Genomic DNA, 21253 nt, shown 5'->3' on the forward strand with positions numbered 1-21253 from the left:
GCCCCGACCTCCGGCCCCTTCCCCGTGGCCCGTGGCCCGGCTCTGACCGGTGGTCAGGCCCGGGCCCGGCGGGCCCAGTCGACGAGGACCGGGACGCAGTGCTCGGCGAAGTACTCGTAGTCGGCCGCGGTGTTGTAGACGTGGGTGGAGAGCCGGAAGTAACCGGCCCCGCCGAAGCTGGTGAAGGCGGCCTCGACGCCGAGCTCGGCGGCCACCCGGTCGCGCAGCGCGTCGGCCTCCAGCCGGGTGCGGGCCAGGCCCTCGGGGAGGCGGACCAGGCGCAGCGCGTTCACCGGCATGCCGACGTCCACGGCGGCGCTCCCGCCGGTCAGCTCGGCGAAGGCCGCGCCGATGATCAGCTCGGCGTGGTCGGCCAGCGCGGTCAGGTAGTCGCGGGCCGTCGGCCAGCCCCAGGTGCGTTCGACGAAGTCCAGGGCGGTCGGCGCCGCCAGGTAGCCGGTGACGTCGATGGTGCCCTGGGTATCGAAGCGCTCGGGGAAGGGCTCCTGCGCGCCCCAGGAGTCGATCAACGGGTAGAGCCGGTCCCGGAGTTCGCTGCGGACCACCAGGGCGGAGGCGCCGCGCGGGGCGCAGCCGAACTTGTGCAGGTTGCCCACCCACACGTCGAACTCCAGCCCCGCCAGCGGGTCTTCGGCCAGGCCGGGGACGTGGGCGCCGTCGATCAGCAGGGGGATGCCGGCCTCCCGGGCGGCCCGGCCGATCTGCTCCACCGGCAGCCAGCGGGCGGTGGCGGAGGTGATGTGGTCCAGGACGATCAGCGCGGTCCGGTCGGTGACCTCGGCCAGGATCGCGGCGGTGGCCTCGGCTGCCGTGGCGTGCAGCGGTACGTGGGCCGTCCGCACCTGCCCGCCCCAGCGGCGGGCCAGCCGCTCGGCGCCCATGGTGACCGCCCCGTACCCGTGGTCGGTGACCAGCACCTCCCCGCCGGGCCGGTGCGGCAGGTTGCCGAAGACCACGCTGGCCCCGGCGCTGGCGTTGGGCACCAGGGCGAGGTCGTGGGCCGGGACCCGGAGGAAGGCCGCCACCTCCGCCCGGGCCGCCGCGACCCGCTTCGGCAGGGCGGGGAACCAGACCACCGGGGCCCGGTCCATCTGCTCGCGCAGCCGTTGCTGGGCCTGCTGCGCGGCGAGCGGGACGGCACCGAAGGAGCCGTGGTTGAGGTGACGGAGCGCCGGGTCCAGGGTCCAGGCGTGCGCGGCGGGGCGGCCGTCGGGCAGGAGCAGGGGCTTCGGTGCTTCGGTCATGCGCTCTCGGTCCCTCGGAACTAGGCGGTGGGCGTGGGCGGTCGGCGCCCGGTGGCATCCTGCCGCATCGAACAGGACCGCACAGCACCGCACAGTGTCACACGGCACCGCACACTGTCACGTGCTACCGCGCACGGTGGCCGCTGCGCACGGGTGGTCGCCCGCCCACGCCGGGACGGCCGCACAGTACGGACGGCCGCACAGCGCGGACGGCCGCGCCCCGTGGTGCGGGCGCGGCCGTCCGGTGGTGCCGGGTGGTGCGTGGGGTGCTGGTGCTGCGTCAGGCGGCGGTGGTCCACCGCTGGGCGGTGGTCCCGTCGCAGGTGGCCAGGGTGAGCTTGGTGCCGTTCGCGGTGGCCGCGCCGACCGGTGCCAGGCAGCGGGTGCCGTTGGTCACGGTGCCGCCGCTGCCGGGCTTCCACTGCTGGCCGGCCGCACCCGTGCTGCACGCCTGGATCGCGACGGTGGCCGAACTGCCGTCCAGGCAGACGCCGTTGAGGCCGGTCAGGGTGCCGTTCGGCTGGAAGGTCCAGCGCTGGTTCGGGCCGCCGTGGCAGCTGTAGAGGGTCGGCTGGGTGCCCGGGGCGGTGGCGCTGCCCGGCAGGTCGACGCAGCTGTTGGCGGCGGTGTTGACGAGTTGGACGTTGGCGGGCAGCGGGGTGGGCTTCCCGGTCGCGGTGATCTCCGCCGCGCTGGTCCACGGGCCGCGCCCGCCCGCCTCGGTCAGGGCCCGCAGCCGCAGGTAGCGACCGGTCTTCGGGGCGAAGGTGACGGTCTTCGCGGCGGCGGTGTCGGCGAAGGTGCCGGTGGCCACCGCGCTGCCCCAGTCAGTGGTGCTGTCGGAGACGTAGACCTCGTAGCTGCCGATCCGGCCGTTGACGCCGCCGTCCTGCCGGGGCAGGTAGGTGGTGCCGTCCACGTCGTAGCGGGCGCCGAGGTCGATCCGGATCTCGTGCGGGAGGGCGGCGGGGGTGCCGCCGGACCAGGCGGTGTGCCAGAGGCTGCCGGTGTTGCCGTCGAAGGCGTTGGTGGCCGCGCCGTTCTCGCCCGAGGTCTCCTGGCTGTCGGCGGAGACCAGGCTCCAACCCGCCTGGGAGATCGGGGAGGAGGTGGACGGGATGGCCGAACCGGTGGGCACGGTCAGGCCGTTGGCGGTCACCGAGAAGGCGCCGGACTTGTTGCCGGTCTTCACCCAGAGCACGCCGGAGCGGTCGGTGGGGTCGAAGTACCAGCCGCTGGTGGCGGCGGTGTAGGCGGCCTTGGAGGCGTGGGCGGTGAGCGTGCTGCCGTCCACCGTGACGCTGCTCGGCGCGGCGGCGGCGTGCAGGCTGAACTGGTAGCCCCGGGAGGCCGGCTTGCCGGTGTAACTGCCGGTGCTGGCACCGACGTTGACGGTCACGTTGCCGGAGCCGGAGGTGGGCGCCGAGACCGTGACGGCCTGGGTGGCGGAGGCGCCGCTCTGGTAGGCGCGGGTGATGCCGTCGTCCTCGTAGAGGGTGAAGGAGGACGAGCCGCGCGGGTAGACGTCGTAGGTCAGGGTGTCGACGGGCTTCTCACCGGTGTAGTTCATCTTCGGCCACATCGGCACGATGCCACCGCCCTTGACGAACAGCGGCAGGGTGTCCAGCGGCGCGGAGTACCCGTTCAGCCAGCCCGGGCCGTTGTACGCCTTGCCGGTCCAGTAGTCGGTCCAGGTGCCGGCCGGCAGGTAGATGCCGTCCCGGGTGGCGGTGTCGGTGACCACCGGGGCGACCAGGAAGGAGTCACCGGCCATGAACTGACCGCTGGTCAGGTTCCCCCGGGCGACCGGGTCGTCCGGGTACTCCAGCACCATGGCCCGGGTGGAGGGCAGGCCGGTCTGCGAGGCGGTGTGGCTGGCGGTGTAGAGGTAGGGCATCAGCTCCATCTTGAGCTGGAGGTACTTGCGGTTGATCGAGAGGTACGGCTCGGCGAAGCGCCACGGCTGCTTGTCCGAGTACCCGGCGGCCGGGTTCGTCGGGCCCCAGCCGGACATGGTCATGAACGCCGGGGTGAACGCCTTCCACTGGAGGTCGCGGACGTAGGTCTTCGGGCTGCCGCCGAAGATGCCGTCGACGTCGCCGGTCGCGTAGTTGAAGCCGGACAGCCCGGCACCGGTGATCGCCGGGACGTGCCAGCGCATGGCGTCCCAGGTGCCCGAGGTGTCGCCGGTCCAGACGACCGCGTTGCGCTGGGTGCCGGCCCAGCCGTCCACCGTCCAGACGTAGCGGCGGGCGTCCGAGTTGTTCTCGATGCCGTTGACGGCCTGCTTCACGCCGTCGAAGGCGTACTTGTAGCCGCTGCCGATCCAGGCCACGTCGGTCTTGACGCCCCGGCTGCCGGCCACGCCGACCTCGTTGTCGATGCCGGACAGGCCGGTGGAGGTCCACAGGCCGGTCTGGAAGCCCTTGGCCTTCAGGCCGTCCACGGTGGCCTTCAGGTCGGTGTAGCCGCAGCCGTAGCCGTCGTTCGGCAGGAACCAGCCGGACGGCATGTCGGCGTTGCGGGCGTCGGTGGCGTAGCCCACCACGTCGGGGGTGGTCTGGTGCCGGGCCCGGTCGTGGGCGCCCTGGTAGTCCGGGTTGGAGGCGTTGAAGCAGTCGGCGTTGCCGAGCTCGAAGCCCCACATCGGGGCCAGGAACGGCTTGCCGGAGACGTCGGTGTAGGCGTTCAGCACGCCCTTGAGCGAGTCGCCGACCACGTACCAGGCGTCGAACCGGCTCTCGTTGTGGGTGAACGCGCCGGGTGCGCCGAAGCTGTAGCTGCCGGGGGCCCAGGTGTTGCGCATCACGCCGTAGCCGTTGGTCGACATGTAGAACGGGGCCGGGCTGGCGTTGTCGTTCTCGCGCCACTTGTTGTTGACCGAGATCGGGACGGTCTTGCCGCGCAGGGCCCACTCGCCGAGCCGCAGCCCGGTGCCGTAGAACTGCTCGTCGGCGCCCTGGGCGAGGTACTGGGTGGTCTGGGTGCCGGTCCAACTGGTCGGCTGGGACTCCTGCCAGACCAGGGTGGAGTTGTCGGCCCGGTAGAGGGAGAACTGCATCGGGGACTTGTTCACCCGGATGGTCATCGAGGCGGTGCTAATCCGGAAGTAGCTCCCGGCGTCCGACCAACTGCTGGTCACCGGGCCGAAGTCGGTCTTCACGGCCAGGTCGGTGCCGGCCGGGTCGTCGGTGAAGGCGCCGTTGGTGGAGAGCCAGATCCGGAAGATGTCGGCCCGGGCGATCACCACCCGGGCCTTGGCCCCGCCCGAGGTGCTGACGGTGTAGGTGTTCCCGGACTGGGTGATCCCGGTGGCGTTGCCCGCGGTGGCGGCTGCCGCCGAGGAGACCGGGCCCGCCACCGAGAGCACCGCGCCGAGCAGTGCGGTGACCAGTCCGGCGGCCAAGGTCCGTTTCCTGCACCAGCGTTCGAGCCTGCGTGTGCTGCTTGCGCGCATGCGAAGTCCTCCCCGGGGGTGGTGGGCAGCCCGAGCACCGCAGGGCGTGGGGCACCTGCCGGTTGGCTGCGCACCGCATGACATCACTCACCAAAAGTGCAGTCAAGAGTGCGAACATGCTTCGAGTGGCACATTTGCAATCACATTTGAGCACTCTGATTGCGCGAAAGGGGAGCCCCGGCCGGCCGGCGCGGTCACCCGGGCGGTCCAGTCGGACGGTGCGTCAGGTGCGGGCCGGGGACGGGTGGGGTTGGGTGGTGGACGCACCGGTCGCCGTCCCGCCGCTCCTGCCGCACGTGTCCCGGTTGCGCGATCCACCCCCCGAACGTTCCCGAATGCTCGATGTGGAGTCAGTCATGCCCATCTGCAAGACCCGTGACGGTGTGGAGATCTTCTACAAGGACTGGGGCCGTGGCCGCCCCGTGGTGTTCATCCACGGCTGGCCGCTCAACGGCGACGCCTGGCAGGACCAGCTGAAGGCGGTCGCCGACGCCGGCTACCGGGGCATCGCCCACGACCGGCGCGGCCACGGCCGGTCCACCCCCGTCTACGACGGCTACGACTTCGACACCTTCGCCGACGACCTGAACGACCTGCTCACCGGCCTGGACCTGCGCGACGTGACGCTGGTCGCGCACTCGATGGGCGGCGGCGAACTCGCCCGCTACATCGGTCGGCACGGCACCGACCGGATCAGGTCGGCCGTCCTGCTGTCGGCCATCCCGCCGCTGATGGTGCAGGGGCCGGACAACCCGGAGGGGGTGCCGGGCAGCGTCTTCGACGACATCAAGGCCGGCATCCTGAACGAGCGCTCGCAGTTCTGGAAGGACACGGCGGTCGGCTTCCTCTCCGCGAACCGCCCCGGCACCAAGGCCACCCAGGGCAACCAGGACGCCTTCTGGTACATGGCGATGGCACAGACCATCGAGGGCGGCGTCGACTGCGTGGACGCCTTCGGCTACACCGACTTCCACGACGACCTGAAGAAGTTCGACGTCCCGCTGCTGGTGGTGCACGGCGACGACGACCAGGTGGTGCCGATCGACGCCACCGGCCGGAAGACGGCCGAGCTGGTCCCGGGCGCGGTGCTCAAGGTCTACGAGGGCGGCTCGCACGGCATCGCCGTCGTCCCCGGCGACAAGGAGCGGTTCAACCGGGACCTGCTGGACTTCCTGAAGGTGTAGCCGCCGGACGCCCGGAGCCGCCGCACCTCGCGGGTGCGGCGGCTCGCGGGTGGGTGGGGGTCAGGCCGCGCGGCGGACGGCGGCGAGGGCGTCCTTCACCTGCTGTGCGACCCGCGCGGCGTCCTCGGGGACGTGCACCACGTCGGTCCGGTTCATGTCGATCACCAGCACCTCGCTGGCCGAGTAGTGCTCGTGCACCCACGCGTCGTAGCCGGACCAGAGGGTCCGGTAGTACTCCACCAGGCCGGCGTCCTGCTCGAAGTCCCGCCCGCGCAGCCCGATCCGGTGCAGCACCGTCTCGAAGTCGGCCTTCAGGTAGACCATCAGGTCGGGCGCCTTGCGGTAGGGCAGGCCGTCGATCTCGCGCATCATCTCGGCGAGCAGGCCCTCGTAGACCTGCATCTCCAGGGCGCTGATCCGGCCCAGGTCGTGGTTGACCTTGGCGAAGTACCAGTCCTCGTAGATCGAGCGGTCCAGCACGTTGTCGCCCTGCTTGTACGCCTCCTTGATCGCGGCGAAGCGCGTCTGCAGGAAGTACAGCTGGAGCAGGAACGGGTACCGGTTGGCCTGGATCTCCTCGGGGCTCGCCGTGTAGAAGAGCGGCAGGATCGGGTTCTCGTCCACGCTCTCGTAGAAGACCTCGCTGCCGAGCTCCTTGGCGAGCAGCTCGGCCACGCTGGTCTTGCCGATGCCGATCATGCCTCCGACGCAGATCACTGGCATTCCTCACTTCTCCCTGGGGGTCTGTCACGGGGCCCCTCAGGGCCGAGGTCCCGGTACACCACGTCGCTGGGGCAAGCGAGAATCATACGGTGAACGGCGGGAGGGTCGGACCGCGGGACCGGTCACCGTCGGGTCACCCCTCGGGTCACCCGTCCGGTCCGCCTCCGGCGGTGCGGGTCGGCCGGCCCCGCGTACGGTCCGGGTATGGATCCGGTCACAGAGTCCCTCGGTGAGCTCCACGGGCGGCTGAGCGGTCTGACGGAGGGTGAGGTGGCCTCCTACATCCCGCAGCTCGCCGGGGCCGATCCGGCGGACTTCGGGCTGGCCCTCACCAGCATGGCCGGCCACCGCTACCAGGCGGGGCAGGCCGACACCCGGTTCAGCATCCAGTCGGTCTCGAAGCCCTTCGTCTACGCCCTGGCGCTGTCCGACCTGGGCCCGGCCGAGATGCTCCGGCGGGTCGGCGCCGAGCCCAGCGGCGAGGCCTTCAACGCGATCAGCCTGGAGCCGCACACGGGCCGGCCCGCCAACCCGATGGTCAACGCGGGTGCCATCGCCACCACGGCCCTGGTGGCGGCGGCGGGCCCGGCCGAGCGGTCGGCCCGCATCCTGGACTGGCTGTCCGCCTTCGCCGGGCGGCGCCTCGACCACGACGAGGAGGTCTACGCCTCGGAGGCCGCCACCGGCGACCGCAACCGCGCGCTGGCCTACCTGATGCGCTCGGCCGGCTCGCTGGCCGGTGACCCGCACGTGGTGACCGACACCTACTTCCGCCAGTGCTCGGTGCGGGTGACGGCGGCCGACCTCGCGGTGATGGCGGCCACCCTGGCCAAGGGCGGCGTCAACCCCGTCACCGGCCGACGGGCCGTCAGCCAGGACGTCGCGGTCCGGACCCTGGCGGTGATGGCCACCTGCGGGATGTACGACGGTGCCGGGGAGTGGCTGCTGAACGTCGGGCTGCCGGCCAAGAGCGGGGTGTCCGGCGGCCTGATCGCGGCCAGCCCGGGGCGGTTCGGCGTCGCGGTCTACAGCCCGCCGCTCGACCCGGAGGGCAATTCCGTGCGGGGCGTGGCCGCCCTGACCGAGATGTCCGCGCGCTACGCCCTGCACCTGATGCACGCCCCGGTGCACCTGACCGCCACCGTCACCGACACCGTGCACGCGGCGCGGTCCGCCCGCGAGCGCGCCCCGGGAGAGCGCGCCGCCCTGGACCGGGACCCCCGGCGGATCGCGGTGGTCGGGGCCCAGGGCGACCTGGAGTTTACCGAGACCGAGCAGCTGCTGACCGCCGTGCAGGCCGCCGCACCGGCCACCCCGGGCGGGGTGGTGCTGGACCTGACGGCCGTCACCGCCGTCGGCTCCGGCCCGGCCACCATGCTGGCCCGGAGCCTGGCCGGCCTGGAGGCCCGGGGCCACCAGGTGGCCGTCGCCCTCCAGCAGCCCTTCCTGGAGCAGGTGGACGCTCACCCCGGGAGGTGGGTGGCCACCCGTGAGGAGGCGGTGGCCTGGTGCGAGGACCGCTTCCTCGACGGCTGAGCAGCGCCGGGGCACCTGCTCGGCCGAGCAGCGGCAGGCACGGAGGACCGGGTTCTGTGCCCCTGGGAGGACGTCAGGCCGAGACCGGTGAAGGTGTCGGCCGGGGTCTGCCCGGCTGCCGGTCCCCGATGGCACCAGCGGCCCGACGGCGGTGTACGAGCACCGTTCGGGCCCGGCCTCGGCGGGGCACGGCCGGTCAGAGCGCTGGGCGGGGAGGCGCTCCACCGGCCGGCCCGGTTCGACCGCCCCGGAGGTCGAGCGTCGGGAGCAGCTCACCCTGACGGCCGGTCAGAGCACCCACCACCGGGCCCCGCCCGCACCGCTGCCGGCGAGTGCCCCTCCCTGGGCCTGACGTTCAACCAGCTTGCACGCCGATCTACCAGTCGACTGTTCCGTCACCGGGCAGCATCGGCCGGCTGACGGGCTCCAGGCGACTGCGGTTGTCGTGGTGCACCATCGCCTGCGCGACGCAGTGGAGCCAGGCTGCCAGGCTCGGCCAGCCGACGAAGCACGCCGAGTCGTCGTGGGCGGCGCGTCCGAGGTGGTCGTGCCACGGACCGGGTCCCGCGTCGATGAAGTGCTCGTCTCCATCGCTTCCCGCAAACGGCACCCACAGGGTCCCCCACCATGGTTCGTCCTGTTGGTCCGGGTCGTCTGCATCCCAGATGCTCATCCGCAGGTCGCGGACCTCCACGATCCTCTCAGCGGAGTAGAGCGGACCGCAGGGAAGAACACCCAGGTAGGAGCTGTCCCCGTCGTGGCACCGGAGCGACTCGCGCAGATCGGCAGGGAGCGTGAATCCGAGCTGCTCCTCCGTCCGGTCGATCGCCTCGGGCGGCGCCGGCGGGCGGAGCGCGGCCCGGCCGGCCGGTGCGTGCTTCGCCAGCCAGGCGTCGATGAGGCGCCAGGACTCGGCCACGGGCGCGATCACCGGACTGACACCGATGTGTGGGGGCTCGATCATGGACCCGTAGCTTGCCCGATCGCTGTGACACCGAAGGAAGTGGCCCCAGGCTCAGTCGAGTTGCCTCGCTGTGGCCTGGTCCTGCTCGTGGCGCCGGCGGCACGGAGCGGATGACGGGAGGTCGTTGCCATGGTGGTGGAACGCCTGCCGATCGGGTGCGGGTTGGCCTTCGTCGGCACCCCGGAGGAGCTCGCTGCCCACGAGGGAGCAGGCCGAGACCCCTTCAACGGTCGAACGACAAGCTGAGGGCGGGTGTTCAGGGGTGCGTTCAGGCGGGCAGCCAGGTCGGCCACCAGGGTGGGACGTTGTCCGGCGGGCAGAGTCCGGAGTCGCCCGGGTAGGCGTCCAGGGTGCCGAAGTAGGCGAACGAGCCCACCGTGAGCACCGCGAGGGCGAGCAGGACCAGCCCCGCCGGGAGGAGGCCGCGCCAGGCGATCGGCAGGCGGGCCGTCAGGTGCCGGGCGCCCGCCCAGGCACCGACGGCCATCAGCAGGCCGAACAGCTGCATGACCGGCCAGTCGACCATGGTGAAGACGAGCCGGTGCTGCGGCTCCCAGGCCGCGTCGCAGTAGCTCCGGGCCGAGGCCGCGAGGACGGTCGCGCCGTACCCGCCCGCCACACCCAGCAGCACCACGCCGGCCGCTGCCGCATGGCGCAGGACGGCGGGGCCCCGCGCCCCCGGTGCGCGGCCGGGCCCCGATCGCACCGGAACGCTCATGCAAGGGCCGACGCCTCCCGCGGTCTGACGGTTCCTCAGCCCGCCCGGCCCCGGCCGAGGTCGATCGAGACCGTCAGGTGCGGGGCGAGGGCGCGGAGGAAGTCGGCGGCGTCGAAGGCGGCGCCGGCCGGGAGGACGCCGACCGCACGGGTGCGGCCGTCGAGGACGCGGGTCAGGGCCTCCACCACGAGCGGGGCGGTGACGGCGTAGATGTCCCGGCCGTGGGCGGTGGCGCGGCGCTCGGTGGCGCCCGCGCGGACCAGGACGTCCACCACGAAGGTCTGGTCGGAGCGGCCGGAGTCGTCGGTGGCGGTCGGGGCAGGGGTGTCGGGGGCGGCGATGTCGGCGACCGCGTTGGTGGTCATGTAGCTGGTCACCGAGGGGACGTCCAGGTGCCGGGCCACCGTCACCACGTCCGCCATGGTGAACTCGCCGATCACCGGGCGGCGTCCCAGCGGCGCCGGGAAGTCCCAGTCCAGGACGGGGGCCGGATCGGTCCGGCGCTCCCACCGCCCGTCGGCGTAGCGCAGCCGGGCGTCCCCGCGTCGCTCGCGGGAGACGGCGCCGGCCCGGCGGGTGCCGGCCGTGGGGTGCCACCGGCTGAGCCCGTAGGCGATGTGCACCTCGTCCGCCGCGTCCAGGCCGTCCATCGCGGCGCTGGCCAGCAGGTCGCCGAGGCCGCCGAAGAAGGCCATCGCCGGGATCACCAGGGCCTTCGCCTCGTGGGCCCGCTCGGTGTGGTGGGCGAAGGTGTCGAGATTGGCCTCCAACTCGGCGGCCACGTCCAGGTAGGGGATCCCGGCGCGCAGCGCGGCCTCGATCACCGGCCCCGAGGTCGCGGCGAACGGGCCCGCACAGTTGATCACCGCCACCGTGCCCGCCAGCGCCCGGTCCAGCGAGGCCGGGTCCTCCGCCGAGGCGACCCGGCCGGCCAGGCCGTGCGCACCGGCCGACGCCGCCAGCGCGACCGGGTCGCGGCCGGACGGCACCGGCAGGTAGCCGCGCTCCAGCAGCTCCGCCACCACGAACCGCCCGGTGTGCCCGTACGCACCGAACACCGCCACCTGCTGACCCGCCGTCATGACCATCGTCCCTCGCCCGCCTCGCCGACACCGGGCCCTGGCGACCCGGTGCCTACGATCCTGCCGGGGGACGGCATCCCGGACGAGTGTCGGAAACGACCCGCACCATACAGTTCCGGACATGCCCTCCGTCGCCCTGGCCGTCACCGACGGCATGCTGCACTACGAACTGTCCGTGGCCCTGGAGGTGTTCGGGTCCGACCTGACGCACCTGGTCGACCCCTGGTACGACTTCGCGCTCTGCGGGCCGGCGCCCGTTCGGCTCGGCCACGTCACGGTGGCACCCGAGCACGGCCTCGACCAGCTGGTGCGGGCCGGCACCGTGATCGTCCCCGGCTGGGCCGACCCCGACCGGGAGCCACCAGCCGAGCTGGTCCGGGGGGTGCGCGCCGCGCACGCCGCCGGGGCGCGGGTGGTCTCGTTCTGCACCGGCGCGTTCGTGCTGGGTGCGGCCGGGCTGCTGGACGGGCGGCGGGCCACCACCCACTGGGCCCACACCCGGGAGCTGGCGCGGCGTCACCCCGCCGCCACGGTGGACCCGGACGTGCTCTACGTCGACAACGGCGACGTGCTCACCTCGGCCGGCAAGGCCGCCGCGATGGACCTCTCGCTGCACTTGGTCCGCCTCGACCACGGCTCGGCCGCCGCCAACCGGATCGCCCGGCGGCTGGTGGTCCCGCCGCACCGCGACGGCGGCCAGGCGCAGTTCATCTCCACCCCGGTGCCCGCCCCGGGCAGCCACCCGCTCGGCGACCTGTTCCCCTGGGCGCTCCAGCGGCTGGACCGGCCGCTCACCGTCGAGGACCTGGCCCGGCAGGCCCGGATGAGCTCGCGTCACCTGGGCCGCCACTTCAAGCAGCTCACCGGCACCACCCCGCTCCAGTGGTTGCACACCCAGCGCATCCGGCACGCCCAGGAGCTGCTGGAGACCACCGACGCCACTGTGGACACCATCGCCGGGGCCACCGGCATGGGCACCGCCACCACGCTCCGCCGTCACTTCCAGCGCAGCGTGGGCGTGCCGCCCGACGCCTACCGGCGGACCTTCCGCCCGCGCCCGCACCGCTGACGCCGCGTCAGCCGAGGGGGTGGGCGTCCACGTCCGCCGCGCTCACCCCCGGATGGAGGGTCGGAAGCTCCGCCCGGAACCGTGCGGCCCACCGCGGGTCGAGCCCGCGCAGCAGGTCGAGCTGGTGCGCGAGCCGGCCGATGCCGGGGTCCCGGTCGGCGGGGAGTCGGCCGCGCTGCTCCCGCTCGCGGCGCCTGGCCGGTGGGCCGGTGGCGTCGAGGGTGATCCAGTAGAGGAGCTCGTCGAGGCTGGTGGTGGTGCGCCGCCGGAGCTCCCGGCCCTGGTCCACCAGCACCCAGTGCAGGGTGCGGCCGTGGACCTCGACGTAGGGGTGGGCGCCGTCCCGCGGGTGGAAGCCGACGAGTTCGGCCCGGCCCGCGCCGGGGAGGCGGGCCGCCAGGGCGTGCACGGCGGTCCGGATGTCCTCGAGCGTCGTCGTCACGGTGACGATCATGGCATGCCGCCGGGTTCGCTTGCCGCTCGGTTCGCTTGCCGCTCGGTTCGCTTGCCGTCGGTCGGAACGGGGCAGGTGAACGGGGACAGCGAAGGGAAGTGCACCGTGTTCCGAACCACCAAGTCCCCGTCCGACCTCGAATCCGTCCTGCTCGTCCGCGAGGCGCCCGAACTGGCAGCGGCGCTGCGCGAGGCCCTCGGCAGCGCCACGGAGGAGCAGCGAGCCGGGCTGGAGGTGGCCTTGGCGATCGTCGCGCAGGCCGCGGAGCGTCCCGATCCGGCGGTCCGGGGCGGCTGGGCGGAGCGGGCGCTGGCGGTGCGGGGCCTGAGCCCGGAAGACGACACCGTGGCTGCGGTCAAGGCCGTGCGGGAGGCCGCACCGGCCCTCTCCCTGCTGAGCGCCCATCAGCTGGTGCAGGAGGCCCGGCTCCACCGGCCTGCGGCGGGCTGAGCGGCCGGGCGCGGGCTGACGGCGGGCCGTCCGCCCCCGGGAGGACGGCCCGCCGTCAGGTCGGTGGGTGTGCGGTGTGCGGGTCAGTAGTTGCCGAGGCCGCCGCAGACGTTCAGGGCCTGGGCCGTGATCGAGGCGGCGACGTCGCCGGCCAGGTAGCCGACCAGGCCGGCCACCTCCTCGGGGGTGGAGTAGCGGCCGAGCGGGATCTTGGCCTCGAAGCGGGTCTGTACGTCCTCCTCGGTGGTGCCCCAGTGGGCGGCGTAGCCCTGCCGGACCCGGGCCGCCATCGGGGTCTCCACGTAGCCGGGGCAGACCGCGTTCACCGTGATGCCCGAGCGGGCCAGCTCCTTGCCGAGCGCCTTGGTGAAGCCGATCACCCCGTGCTTGGACGCGGAGTACGGAGCGGCCAGCTCGACGCCCTGCTTGCCGCCGGTCGAGGCGATGTTGACGATGCGTCCGTGCCCGCGCTCCAGCATCCCGCCGTTCGAGAGCACCTCGCGGGTGATCCGGAAGACGCTGTTGAGGTTGGTCTCGATGACCGACTCCCAGAGCTCGTCCGGGAGTTCGGCGGTGGTACCGCCGCCGCCCCGGCCCGCGTTGTTGACCAGGACGTGCAGCGGGCCGAAGGCCGCCACCGCCGCCCGGACCAGCTCCGGCACGTCCTCCTTCGAGGTGACGTCGGCGGCGATGCCGTCCGCGGTGAAGCCCCGGCCGCGCAGCTTCTCGACGGCGGCGGTCACGGTGTCGGCGTGCCGCCCGTTCAGGAAGACCGCGTGGCCCTGCTCCGCGAGCAGCTCGGCGACCGCGAAGCCGATGCCGCTGGTGCCGCCGGTGATCAGTGCGGCCCGGGGGGTAGCTGTCCCTGCCATGGTGGGTCCTCTCTCGGTGCTCAGGTGGTGGGTCGGTGCAGGACGCGGCGCAGGGCGCGCTCCAGCTCGGCGGCCGGATCGGCGGCGGCGCCGGCGGACCGCCAGGCGACGAACCGGTCCGGTCGCACCAGGGTCGCGCCGTCCGCTTCGATGCCGTGGGAGGTCAGGAAGTCCCCTCCCTCGTCGAGGAGTTGCGCGCCGCGCCCGACGACGTGCACGGCCAGCGGGATGCCCAGCGCCTCGGCGGCGGCAGCCGCGCCCGCCGTCCAGGCGGTGGCCCCGGCCGGTCCGGTCAGCAGGACGAAGGAGCGCCCGTACAGTGCGGTGGTGCTGGTCGCCCAGCCCTCCGCGTGGGTGAGCCTCACGTAGGGGGCGTGCGAGCCGGGCCGCCCGGTGGGCCGGGCCGGGTCCTCGAACAGCTTGCCGTCGTCGCCGGCTTCGGCGACCACCGCGCCCTGCGGGTAGCGGTAGCCGAAGGCGATCACCGGTGGGGGCAGCGGTACGGCCAGCGTGTCGTCGGCCAGCTCGGGGGAGATCCGGTCCACCAGATTGGCGAACTGCTGCTCGACCAACTCCTCGGCGTACGGCCGCCGTTCGGAGTCGTGGCTGTCCAGCAGTGCGGCGCCCGCCGTGCCGTCCAGGACGGCCGCCAGCTTCCAGCCGAGGTACAGGCCGTCCAGGTAGGCGGTGTTGCCGCCCATGCCCCCGGTCGGCGGCATGACGTGCGCCGCGTCCCCGACCAGCAGGACCCGGCCCTCCCGGAAGCGCTCGGCCACCCCGCAGGAGATCTCGGTGACGCCGACCTCCTCGATCTTCAGCGGGGTGCCCGGAGCCAGGCCCAGATCGCTCCGGATCTGCTCGGTGACGGTGGCCTCGTCCTCCCACCAGCCCTGCGGCAGCTCGTCGGTGAGATTGCGGAAGTAGCCGTACAGCGAGGGGACTTCGGTGTTGAACAGCACCGCGTGCCCGATGTGCAGGGCGACGAACCGGCGGCCGTCCGAGGCGCCGTCGGTGTGGGCCAGCGGCTCGCTCAGATCGGCGTCGAACAGCACCCGCAGTACCCGGCCCACCGTGCCCCGGCCGCGCAGCGCGATGCCGAGCGACTCCCGGACGGCGCTGCGCCAGCCGTCCGAGGCGACCACGTACCGGGCCCGGATCGTGCGCCGCTCGCCGGTGCCGGTGTGCTCGGTGACGGCGGTGACGCCGTCGGCGTCCTGGGCGAGCGAGACGAGCCTGGTGGAGAAGCGCAGCTCGGCGCCCAACTCGGCTGCCCGGTCGGCGAGTACGGCCTCCACGGTGGACTGGCTGGCGGTGCCCCAGTCCTCGGGGGAGACGTGCCGCATGCTCAGCTGGTCGCCGCTCATCAGGGTGCGCAGCACCGGGCCGGCCACTGTCTCGGCGACCACCATGTGGAAGTCGCTGCGGTAGGCCCGCCCCCGGTCCCGGACGGTGTCGGCGACCTTGGCGATGGCCAGCGCCTCCATGGTGTGCGGGTACTGGCCGGTGGCCTTCACCGCCGTCGAGGTGCCGGGGCGGCGCTCGACCACCAACGGCGGGGCGCCGTGCAGCCCGAGGAAGACGGCGGTGCTCAGGCCGCCCGGCCCGGCTCCGATCACCAGGACGGCGACGGTCTCGACGGACTCGGCCGCTCCGGCGGTCTCAGTGCTCTCAACGCTCTCAGCGGCCTCAGCGGTCTCGATCTGCTCGGAGGTCGTGTGACGGGAGGTCATGGCAGGGGCTCCTGTCGGCTCAGGGGAGGAGGACGACGCGGCCGAGCTGCCCGCGGCCCTCGATGACCCGGTGCGCCTCGGCGGCCTCGGCGAGCGGCAGCGTGGTGTGCACGGCGACCTTGAGTTCCCCGGCGGTGACCAGCCGGACCAGCTCCGCACGGGCCTCGGCGGTCCGGGCCGGGTCGACCTTCGCCCAGGCGTCCAGCGAGCTGCCCACCACGTAGGTCAGGCCCAGCAGTTCGGTCATCGCCACACTGGCGACCTGGCCCTCGGCGCCCGCGAAGCCGTAGTAGACCAGCCGCCCGTAGGGGCGGAGCAGCCGCAGGCCGTCCTTGAAGACCGCGCCCTCGACGCTGTCCAGCACCACGTCCACCCCCTGACCGCCGGTCAGTTCGCGGACCCGGTCGGCCCAGTCGGCCTGCCGGTAGTCGACCACCTCGTCGGCGCCGTGCGCCCGGACGAAGTCGGCCTTGGCGGGGGAGCCGACGGTGCCGATCACCCGGCCTGCGCCGCGCAGCCGGGCCAGCTGGGTAACCAGGTGGCCGACGGCGCCGGCCGCCGCGTGCACCAGGACGGTGTCACCCTTGGCGATCCGGCCCGCCTCCAGCACGCTCCAGGCGGTCTGCGCGGTGGAGCCCAGGGCGGTGGCGGTGGCCGCGTCCAGGTCGTCCGGGACGACCACCGTGCGGTCGGCGTCCACCACCACCAGGTCCGCGTACGCGGCGTTCACGCCGTAGGCCGCCACCCGGGCGCCGACCGCCGGGCCCTCGGTGTCCGGGCCGGCCGCCTCCACCCGGCCGACCACGTCGCCGCCCGGCGCGCCGGGCAGCGGGGAGGGGAACGGGGCGGTGTTTCCCCGGAGCTGGGTCTCGATGAAGTTCACCCCGATCGCCTCGGTGCGCAGCAGCAGCTGCCCGGGCCCGGGGACGGGGGCGGGCGCGTCCGTGAGGCGCAGGACGTCGGGGGAGCCGTGCTCTTGGTAGCTGATCAGTCGCATGGAGACCTCGGGGTGCGTGAAGGGCGGGCTTGGGAAAACGGGGGACTGGCGGAGGATCAGATCGACAGCACGATCCGGCCGTTGACCTCGCGCGAGTGCAGTGCCTCGACGGCGCGCTGCGGGTCGGTCCACGGGGTGAGCAGGCCGGGCTCGGCGGTGATCCGCCCGGCGGCGGCCAGGTCGAGCAGCAGCGCCAGATCGGTCGGCACGTCCCGGTGGTGCACCTCGTCCAGCAGGAAGAGGTACTCGATCCGGACGCCGGGCCGGGCGTGGCCCCAGTCGGCGGGCAGCCGCAGCTCGGCCCGGACGGTGTTGCCGAAGACGGTGGCCACGCCGCCGCGCCGGAGCAGGGTGTAGCCGGTGCTGAAGACCTCGCCGCCGGTGCTGTCGACCAGGACGTCGAACGGCCCGTCCGGTGGGGTCCCGTACCCCGTCGCCACCTGGGCGCCGAACTCGGCGAGACCGGCGCCGCGCGCCGGCGAGCTGACCCAGGCGGTCACCTCCGCGCCCGCCGCCAGGGCGAGTTGGACCGCGATCCGGCCGACCCCGCCGCTCGCTCCGGTCACCAGCACCCGCTTGCCGAGCAGCCAGCCGGCCCGCTGGAGCGCGTAGAGCGAGGTGAGCCCGGCGACCGGCAGGGTGACGGCGTCGGTGTCGGTGACGCCGTCCGGGATGACCGCCAGCCGGTCGGAGCGGACGGCCGCCAGCTCGGCCCAGGCGTCGTTGGCGGCCAGCCCGGCGACCCGGGCCCCGGCCGGCGGGCCGCTGCCGTCGGCGGCCGGGCGCAGCACGGTGCCGACCACGTCGAGGCCGAGCTGCGAGCCGGTCGGGCGGCGGACGGCCAGGAGCAGGTCGGCCCGGTTCAGCGCGGCGGCGTGCACCTCCACCAGGACCTCGTCCGGCCGGGGCCGGGGGTCGGGCACGGAGCGCAGCTCCAGGGTGAGCGGGTCCAGGGCGGTGGTGACGAGTGCCTTCACGGTTGTCCTCTAGGGCAGGAGGGTGGGTGGCCGGTACTGCGGTCGGTGGGTGCGGTGCGTGGCGGTGGCGGTGTGCCGACGGCTCCCGCCGGGGCCGGTCCCGCGCGTGGCGGGGGAGCTCCGCCCGGCCGGAGCGACGGGCCCGACGCTCCCCGGTGGGGCCCGGGCGGCCCGGTGTCCGGGCAGCCGCCCGGCGTGCCGCGGTCGGCAGGCTCCGGGGCGCCCGGGCCCGGCCCGACGGGAGCCGCCGGACGTCCCCAGGTCTATCCGCCGCCACTGGATTCCTGGTCCAACATCCCTACTGGGAAGGGCGGCTGACATGCCGAAGGCCCGTCCGGCGGCGCGGGCCGGACGGGCCTTCAGGGGACTGCGGAGCTCGGGGCTCGGGGATGCCGGGTTCGCAGGGCCCCGGGACCTCGGGTCGGCGCGAGCCGGGGCCCGGGCCGTGCGCGGTCGGTCCTCCGGGTGCCGGTCAGACCGAGGCCGGCGCGGGCGCGTCGGCCGCCGGGGCGGTCTGCTCCGGCGGGGCCTCGGCCTTGAACGGGCCGGGCAGGAAGAGCGCCGCGACGGCCGCGACCAGGCTGAAGCCGATGATCACCCAGTACGAGCCGCCGTACGCCGAGGCCGGGTGGCCGGTGGTGCCCTCCAGGCGGCTCTGCAGGGTGATCGCGATGACGGCGATGCCGAGCGCGCCGCCGATCTGGTTGACGATGAACAGCGCACTGGTGGCCCGGGGCGCCTTGGCCTCGCCGACCGCCCGGTACATGAAGGCCATGGTGCCCGGGGCGGTCAGGCCGATGCCGTAGCCGGTGAGGGCCAGGGCGACGGAGAGCCAGGCGGTGTTGGTCGCGGAGGTGATCTGGGAGAAGGCGAGCGCCCCGAGCCCGGTCACCAGCATGCCGACCGCCGAGGTGAGCCGGGCGGTGACCTTGTCGGCGGTCTTGCCCGAGGTGATCGCCCCGGCCGCGCCGAGGAAGCCGGAGGGGATCAGCAGCAGGCCGGCGTGCAGGGCGCCGAAGTCCCGGGACTGCTGGTAGTAGAGCGGGGTGAGCAGCAGGATGCTGTTGGCGATCGCGCCGACGAAGAACATCGTCACCACGGCGAGGGTGAAGCCCCGGCTGGTGAACATCCGCAGGTCGATCAGCGGCTCCACGGTGGTGCGCAGCGCGTGCACCACGTACCCGGCCAGCAGCAGGACGCCGAGCACGAAGGCGATCAGCACCTGGGGGGACGTCAGCTCACCGGAGTGCGCGGCGGTGGTGAGGCCGAAGACCAGGGCGGCGAAGCCGGGGGAGAGCAGCACCAGGCCGAGCACGTCCAGCTTCTGTCCCGCATCGCCCGCGTGCTGCTCGCGGGGCAGGGTGCGCAGGGCCAGCAGCAGGGCCAGCACGCCGAGCGGCAGGTTGATCAGGAACATCCAGCGCCAGCTGACCACGTCCACCAGCAGGCCGCCGAGCACCGGGCCGAGGATCGGGCCGAGGGTGAGCGGCAGGGAGATCAGGGCCATCGCCTTGGCGACCCGGTGCGGTCCGGCGGTGGTGGCCAGCACGCTCTGCACGACGGGGACGATCATGCCGCCGCCGATGCCCTGGAGCACCCGGAAGGCGATCAGCGACTGGATCGACCAGGCCGCGCCGGAGAGTGCGGAGCCGAGCACGAAGACCGAGACGGCGGTCAGCCACATGGTCCGGCCGCCGAAGCGGTCGACGGCCCAGCCGGCGAACGGCGTGGCGGCGGCCACCGCCAGCAGGTAGCCGGCCGTGACCCACTGGACGGTGGCCAGCGGGGAGTCGAACTGGCCCTCCAGGGTGGTCAGTCCGACGTTGACGATGGTCTCGTCCAGCAGCGCCATCAGCAGGGCCAGCAGCAGGACGGCGGCCATCCGGAGGAAGGCCGGGTCCAGGTCGGTGCTGGGGGCCGGGCCCGGCTCCGCCGCCGCTGGAGCGGTCTGCGAGGGGAGGGCTGTCGGCTCGGGGGCGGGGGAGGGATCGGAAGTGCCGCGTGTCATTGCGTTCCGCCTGAGGTCGGTGGGCAAGGTCTGTGCTCCTCACAGTAGGGCTAGATGTAGGCGCACGCATCTAATTCTGCCGAGATTCTCCCAACTACCTTGCAGGCTCGGGCCCACTTGCGGCACTCTGGGCCGCGAGGCCACCCAGAATGTCTGCACGCGCATCCAATGTGTGGGCGAGTGGCTATAGTGGAGGGGAGCGAACGAAGGGGGAAGGCGGACATGTCGGCCGAGGACCGCAACGGGCGCGCGGGCGAGTTCGACCTGTGGCGTCGTCAGACGCTGATGGTCGGTCAGCTCAATCAGGTGCTGGAGCGCACGCTGGCAGCCGAGTTCCAGATCTCGCTGCCCGAGCTGATGGTGCTGATCGAGCTGCGGCACGGCCACGAGCGCGGCACCCGGGTGCAGGAGCTGTCCGCCGCCGTCGGGCTGGACCAGTCGTCGATGAGTCGGCTCGTCACCCGGCTGGAGAACCGTGGCCTGACCACCCGGGTCTCCTGCGAGCACGACCGGCGCGGCGTCTACTGCATGCTGACCCCGGCCGGCGCCGAGCGCGGCGAGCGGGCCGAGGCCCGCTGCCGCGACGAGCTGGCGGGGCTGCTGGACGCTGCCTCGTTCGACGACCGCTGGGCGTCGCTGGTGGCCCGCTTCCGGCACACCGCCTCGGGTACGCCCGTCCCCTGATCGTGCGCGCTCCTCCTGACGGCCCGACCGTGAAGGAGACCAGCGTGAAACTGTCCGTCCTGGACCAGTCCGTCGTACCCGAGGGATCGACCTCGGCCACCGCCCTGCACAACTCGGTCGACCTGGCGCGCCACGCGGACCGGCTCGGCTACCACCGCTACTGGGTGGCCGAGCACCACGCCACCGGCTCCTTCGCCGGCCCGGCCCCCGAGATCCTGGTCGCCCGGCTGGCAGCCGAGACCAGCAGGATCCGGGTCGGCTCGGGCGGGGTGCTGCTGCCCTACTACAGCCCGCTGAAGGTGGCCGAGGTGTTCCGGGTGCTCAGCGCCCTGTCGCCGGGCCGGATCGACCTCGGCATCGGCCGGGGTGGCGGCGCCGGCAGTGTCGAGGCGCACGCGCTCTCCAACGGACCGTCCGGTCACCGGGGTGAGCACGGCTTCACCGAGAAGCTCGCCGAGCTGCTCGGCTTCCTGTACGGCGGATTCCCGCCCGACCACCCCTACCGGCCGATCGGGCTGATGCCCGTCGCCGAGCCGCCCGAGGTCTGGCTGCTGGTCGCCAGCCCCGGCAGCGCCCAGCTGGCGGGCAAGCTCGGACTGCCCATCACCGTCGCGCACTTCGGCCGCCCGCAGCTCACCCGTGAGGTGGTCCGGGCCTACCGGGCCGCCTTCGACCACGGTTCCGGTGCCCGGCCCTACGTCCAGGTCGGGGTGGGCGTCTACTGCGGCGAGAGCGAGCAGGAGGCCCAGCGGGTGTTCGCCAGCCAGCGGCTGTTCCGGCTGCGGATGGGGCGCGGGGTGCTGGTGCCGCTGCCGCCGCCGGACCTCGCGCTGGAGGAACTGCGCGGCCAGTACGAGCCGTTGGCCGACGAGGAGGCCGAGTGGCCCCGATGTGTGGTCGGCGACCCCGACCAGGTGCACAAGGTGCTCGGATCGATGGCGGACGAACTGGCGGTGGACGAGTTCATGGTGCTCTCCACCATCCACGCCCCCGAGGACCGCAAGCGCTCCTACCAACTGCTCGCCGAGCGTTTCGGGTTGACCGGTCAGGGCACGTCCTGACGGTGTGATCCGGCCCACAGCG

At 73.5% G+C, this 21253-nt stretch carries 18 protein-coding genes; 6 read left to right on the top strand and 12 right to left on the bottom strand.

Translation table 11 applies throughout. The features are described 5' to 3' along the window. Positions 1-53: 53 nt before the first annotated feature. Both ACIRBX_RS23165 and ACIRBX_RS23170 read right to left on the bottom strand, forming a co-directional pair. Entirely contained in the window at positions 54-1265 is a 1212-nt protein-coding gene (locus ACIRBX_RS23165; protein ID WP_402298996.1) for an aminotransferase class V-fold PLP-dependent enzyme, read from the bottom strand. 280 nt (positions 1266-1545) lie between these two features. Then, complete coding sequence (locus ACIRBX_RS23170) at positions 1546-4671, bottom strand: TIM-barrel domain-containing protein (protein WP_402298997.1); 3126 nt, start codon at positions 4669-4671, stop codon at positions 1546-1548. Positions 4672-5078: 407 nt separating this feature from the next. Between ACIRBX_RS23170 and ACIRBX_RS23175 the strand changes: the two genes are divergently transcribed. Further along, positions 5079-5906 (top strand): alpha/beta fold hydrolase, encoded by an 828-nt coding sequence (locus ACIRBX_RS23175; protein ID WP_402298999.1) that lies wholly within the window; start codon positions 5079-5081, stop codon positions 5904-5906. 60 nt (positions 5907-5966) lie between these two features. Here ACIRBX_RS23175 and ACIRBX_RS23180 read toward each other — a convergent pair whose 3' ends face one another. Beyond that, the gene (locus ACIRBX_RS23180; RefSeq protein WP_402299001.1) at positions 5967-6629 is read right to left on the bottom strand and encodes a deoxynucleoside kinase; all 663 of its coding nucleotides are present in this window, start codon (positions 6627-6629) and stop codon (positions 5967-5969) included. 204 nt (positions 6630-6833) lie between these two features. Between ACIRBX_RS23180 and glsA the strand changes: the two genes are divergently transcribed. Beyond that, positions 6834-8165, top strand: coding sequence for a glutaminase A (glsA, locus tag ACIRBX_RS23185; RefSeq protein WP_402299003.1), 1332 nt, complete (start codon positions 6834-6836; stop codon positions 8163-8165). Between the two features lie 376 nt (positions 8166-8541). Here the strand turns inward: glsA and ACIRBX_RS23190 are convergent, their stop codons facing one another. The 3 genes from ACIRBX_RS23190 to ACIRBX_RS23200 all read right to left on the bottom strand — a co-directional run bounded on the left by ACIRBX_RS23190 (position 8542) and on the right by ACIRBX_RS23200 (position 10929). Then, positions 8542-9129: an SMI1/KNR4 family protein gene (locus tag ACIRBX_RS23190; protein WP_402299005.1), complete on the bottom strand. Its 588-nt coding sequence runs from the start codon at positions 9127-9129 to the stop codon at positions 8542-8544. Positions 9130-9397: 268 nt separating this feature from the next. Then, on the bottom strand, positions 9398-9847 hold the full coding sequence (locus ACIRBX_RS23195) for a hypothetical protein (protein ID WP_402299006.1): 450 nt from the start codon (positions 9845-9847) through the stop codon (positions 9398-9400). Between the two features lie 35 nt (positions 9848-9882). Beyond that, positions 9883-10929 (bottom strand): saccharopine dehydrogenase NADP-binding domain-containing protein, encoded by a 1047-nt coding sequence (locus tag ACIRBX_RS23200; RefSeq protein WP_402299008.1) that lies wholly within the window; start codon positions 10927-10929, stop codon positions 9883-9885. Between the two features lie 121 nt (positions 10930-11050). Between ACIRBX_RS23200 and ACIRBX_RS23205 the strand changes: the two genes are divergently transcribed. After that, on the top strand, positions 11051-11998 hold the full coding sequence (locus tag ACIRBX_RS23205) for a helix-turn-helix domain-containing protein (protein WP_402299009.1): 948 nt from the start codon (positions 11051-11053) through the stop codon (positions 11996-11998). Positions 11999-12005: 7 nt separating this feature from the next. Here the strand turns inward: ACIRBX_RS23205 and ACIRBX_RS23210 are convergent, their stop codons facing one another. Next, positions 12006-12440 carry an Imm63 family immunity protein gene (locus ACIRBX_RS23210; RefSeq protein WP_402299011.1) on the bottom strand — a complete coding sequence of 145 codons (435 nt, stop codon included), beginning with the start codon at positions 12438-12440 and terminating at the stop codon, positions 12006-12008. 117 nt (positions 12441-12557) lie between these two features. Here ACIRBX_RS23210 and ACIRBX_RS23215 point away from each other — a divergent pair, with 117 nt between their 5' ends. Continuing rightward, on the top strand, positions 12558-12902 hold the full coding sequence (locus ACIRBX_RS23215) for a hypothetical protein (RefSeq protein WP_402299013.1): 345 nt from the start codon (positions 12558-12560) through the stop codon (positions 12900-12902). 83 nt (positions 12903-12985) lie between these two features. Here the strand turns inward: ACIRBX_RS23215 and ACIRBX_RS23220 are convergent, their stop codons facing one another. The 5 genes from ACIRBX_RS23220 to ACIRBX_RS23240 form a co-directional block, all read right to left on the bottom strand. Then, the gene (locus tag ACIRBX_RS23220) at positions 12986-13774 is read right to left on the bottom strand and encodes an SDR family NAD(P)-dependent oxidoreductase (RefSeq protein ID WP_402299014.1); all 789 of its coding nucleotides are present in this window, start codon (positions 13772-13774) and stop codon (positions 12986-12988) included. 20 nt (positions 13775-13794) lie between these two features. Then, positions 13795-15504, bottom strand: coding sequence for an FAD-dependent monooxygenase (locus ACIRBX_RS23225; RefSeq protein ID WP_402299015.1), 1710 nt, complete (start codon positions 15502-15504; stop codon positions 13795-13797). A gap of 19 nt (positions 15505-15523) precedes the next feature. Beyond that, entirely contained in the window at positions 15524-16501 is a 978-nt protein-coding gene (locus ACIRBX_RS23230; RefSeq protein WP_402299017.1) for a zinc-binding alcohol dehydrogenase family protein, read from the bottom strand. A 56-nt stretch (positions 16502-16557) separates the two neighbouring features. Beyond that, the gene (locus tag ACIRBX_RS23235; RefSeq protein WP_402299018.1) at positions 16558-17478 is read right to left on the bottom strand and encodes a zinc-binding dehydrogenase; all 921 of its coding nucleotides are present in this window, start codon (positions 17476-17478) and stop codon (positions 16558-16560) included. Positions 17479-17950: 472 nt separating this feature from the next. Further along, positions 17951-19486, bottom strand: coding sequence for a DHA2 family efflux MFS transporter permease subunit (locus ACIRBX_RS23240; protein WP_402299019.1), 1536 nt, complete (start codon positions 19484-19486; stop codon positions 17951-17953). A gap of 222 nt (positions 19487-19708) precedes the next feature. On the opposite strand from ACIRBX_RS23240, the gene ACIRBX_RS23245 reads away from it, so the two are divergent. Both ACIRBX_RS23245 and ACIRBX_RS23250 read left to right on the top strand, forming a co-directional pair. Then, the gene (locus ACIRBX_RS23245; protein WP_402299021.1) at positions 19709-20170 is read left to right on the top strand and encodes a MarR family winged helix-turn-helix transcriptional regulator; all 462 of its coding nucleotides are present in this window, start codon (positions 19709-19711) and stop codon (positions 20168-20170) included. A 44-nt stretch (positions 20171-20214) separates the two neighbouring features. Next, positions 20215-21231 (top strand): LLM class flavin-dependent oxidoreductase, encoded by a 1017-nt coding sequence (locus ACIRBX_RS23250; protein WP_402299022.1) that lies wholly within the window; start codon positions 20215-20217, stop codon positions 21229-21231. Positions 21232-21253 lie beyond the last annotated feature (22 nt).

The organism is Kitasatospora sp. NPDC096147 (genome assembly GCF_044763225.1).
Lineage (GTDB): Bacteria > Actinomycetota > Actinomycetes > Streptomycetales > Streptomycetaceae > Kitasatospora.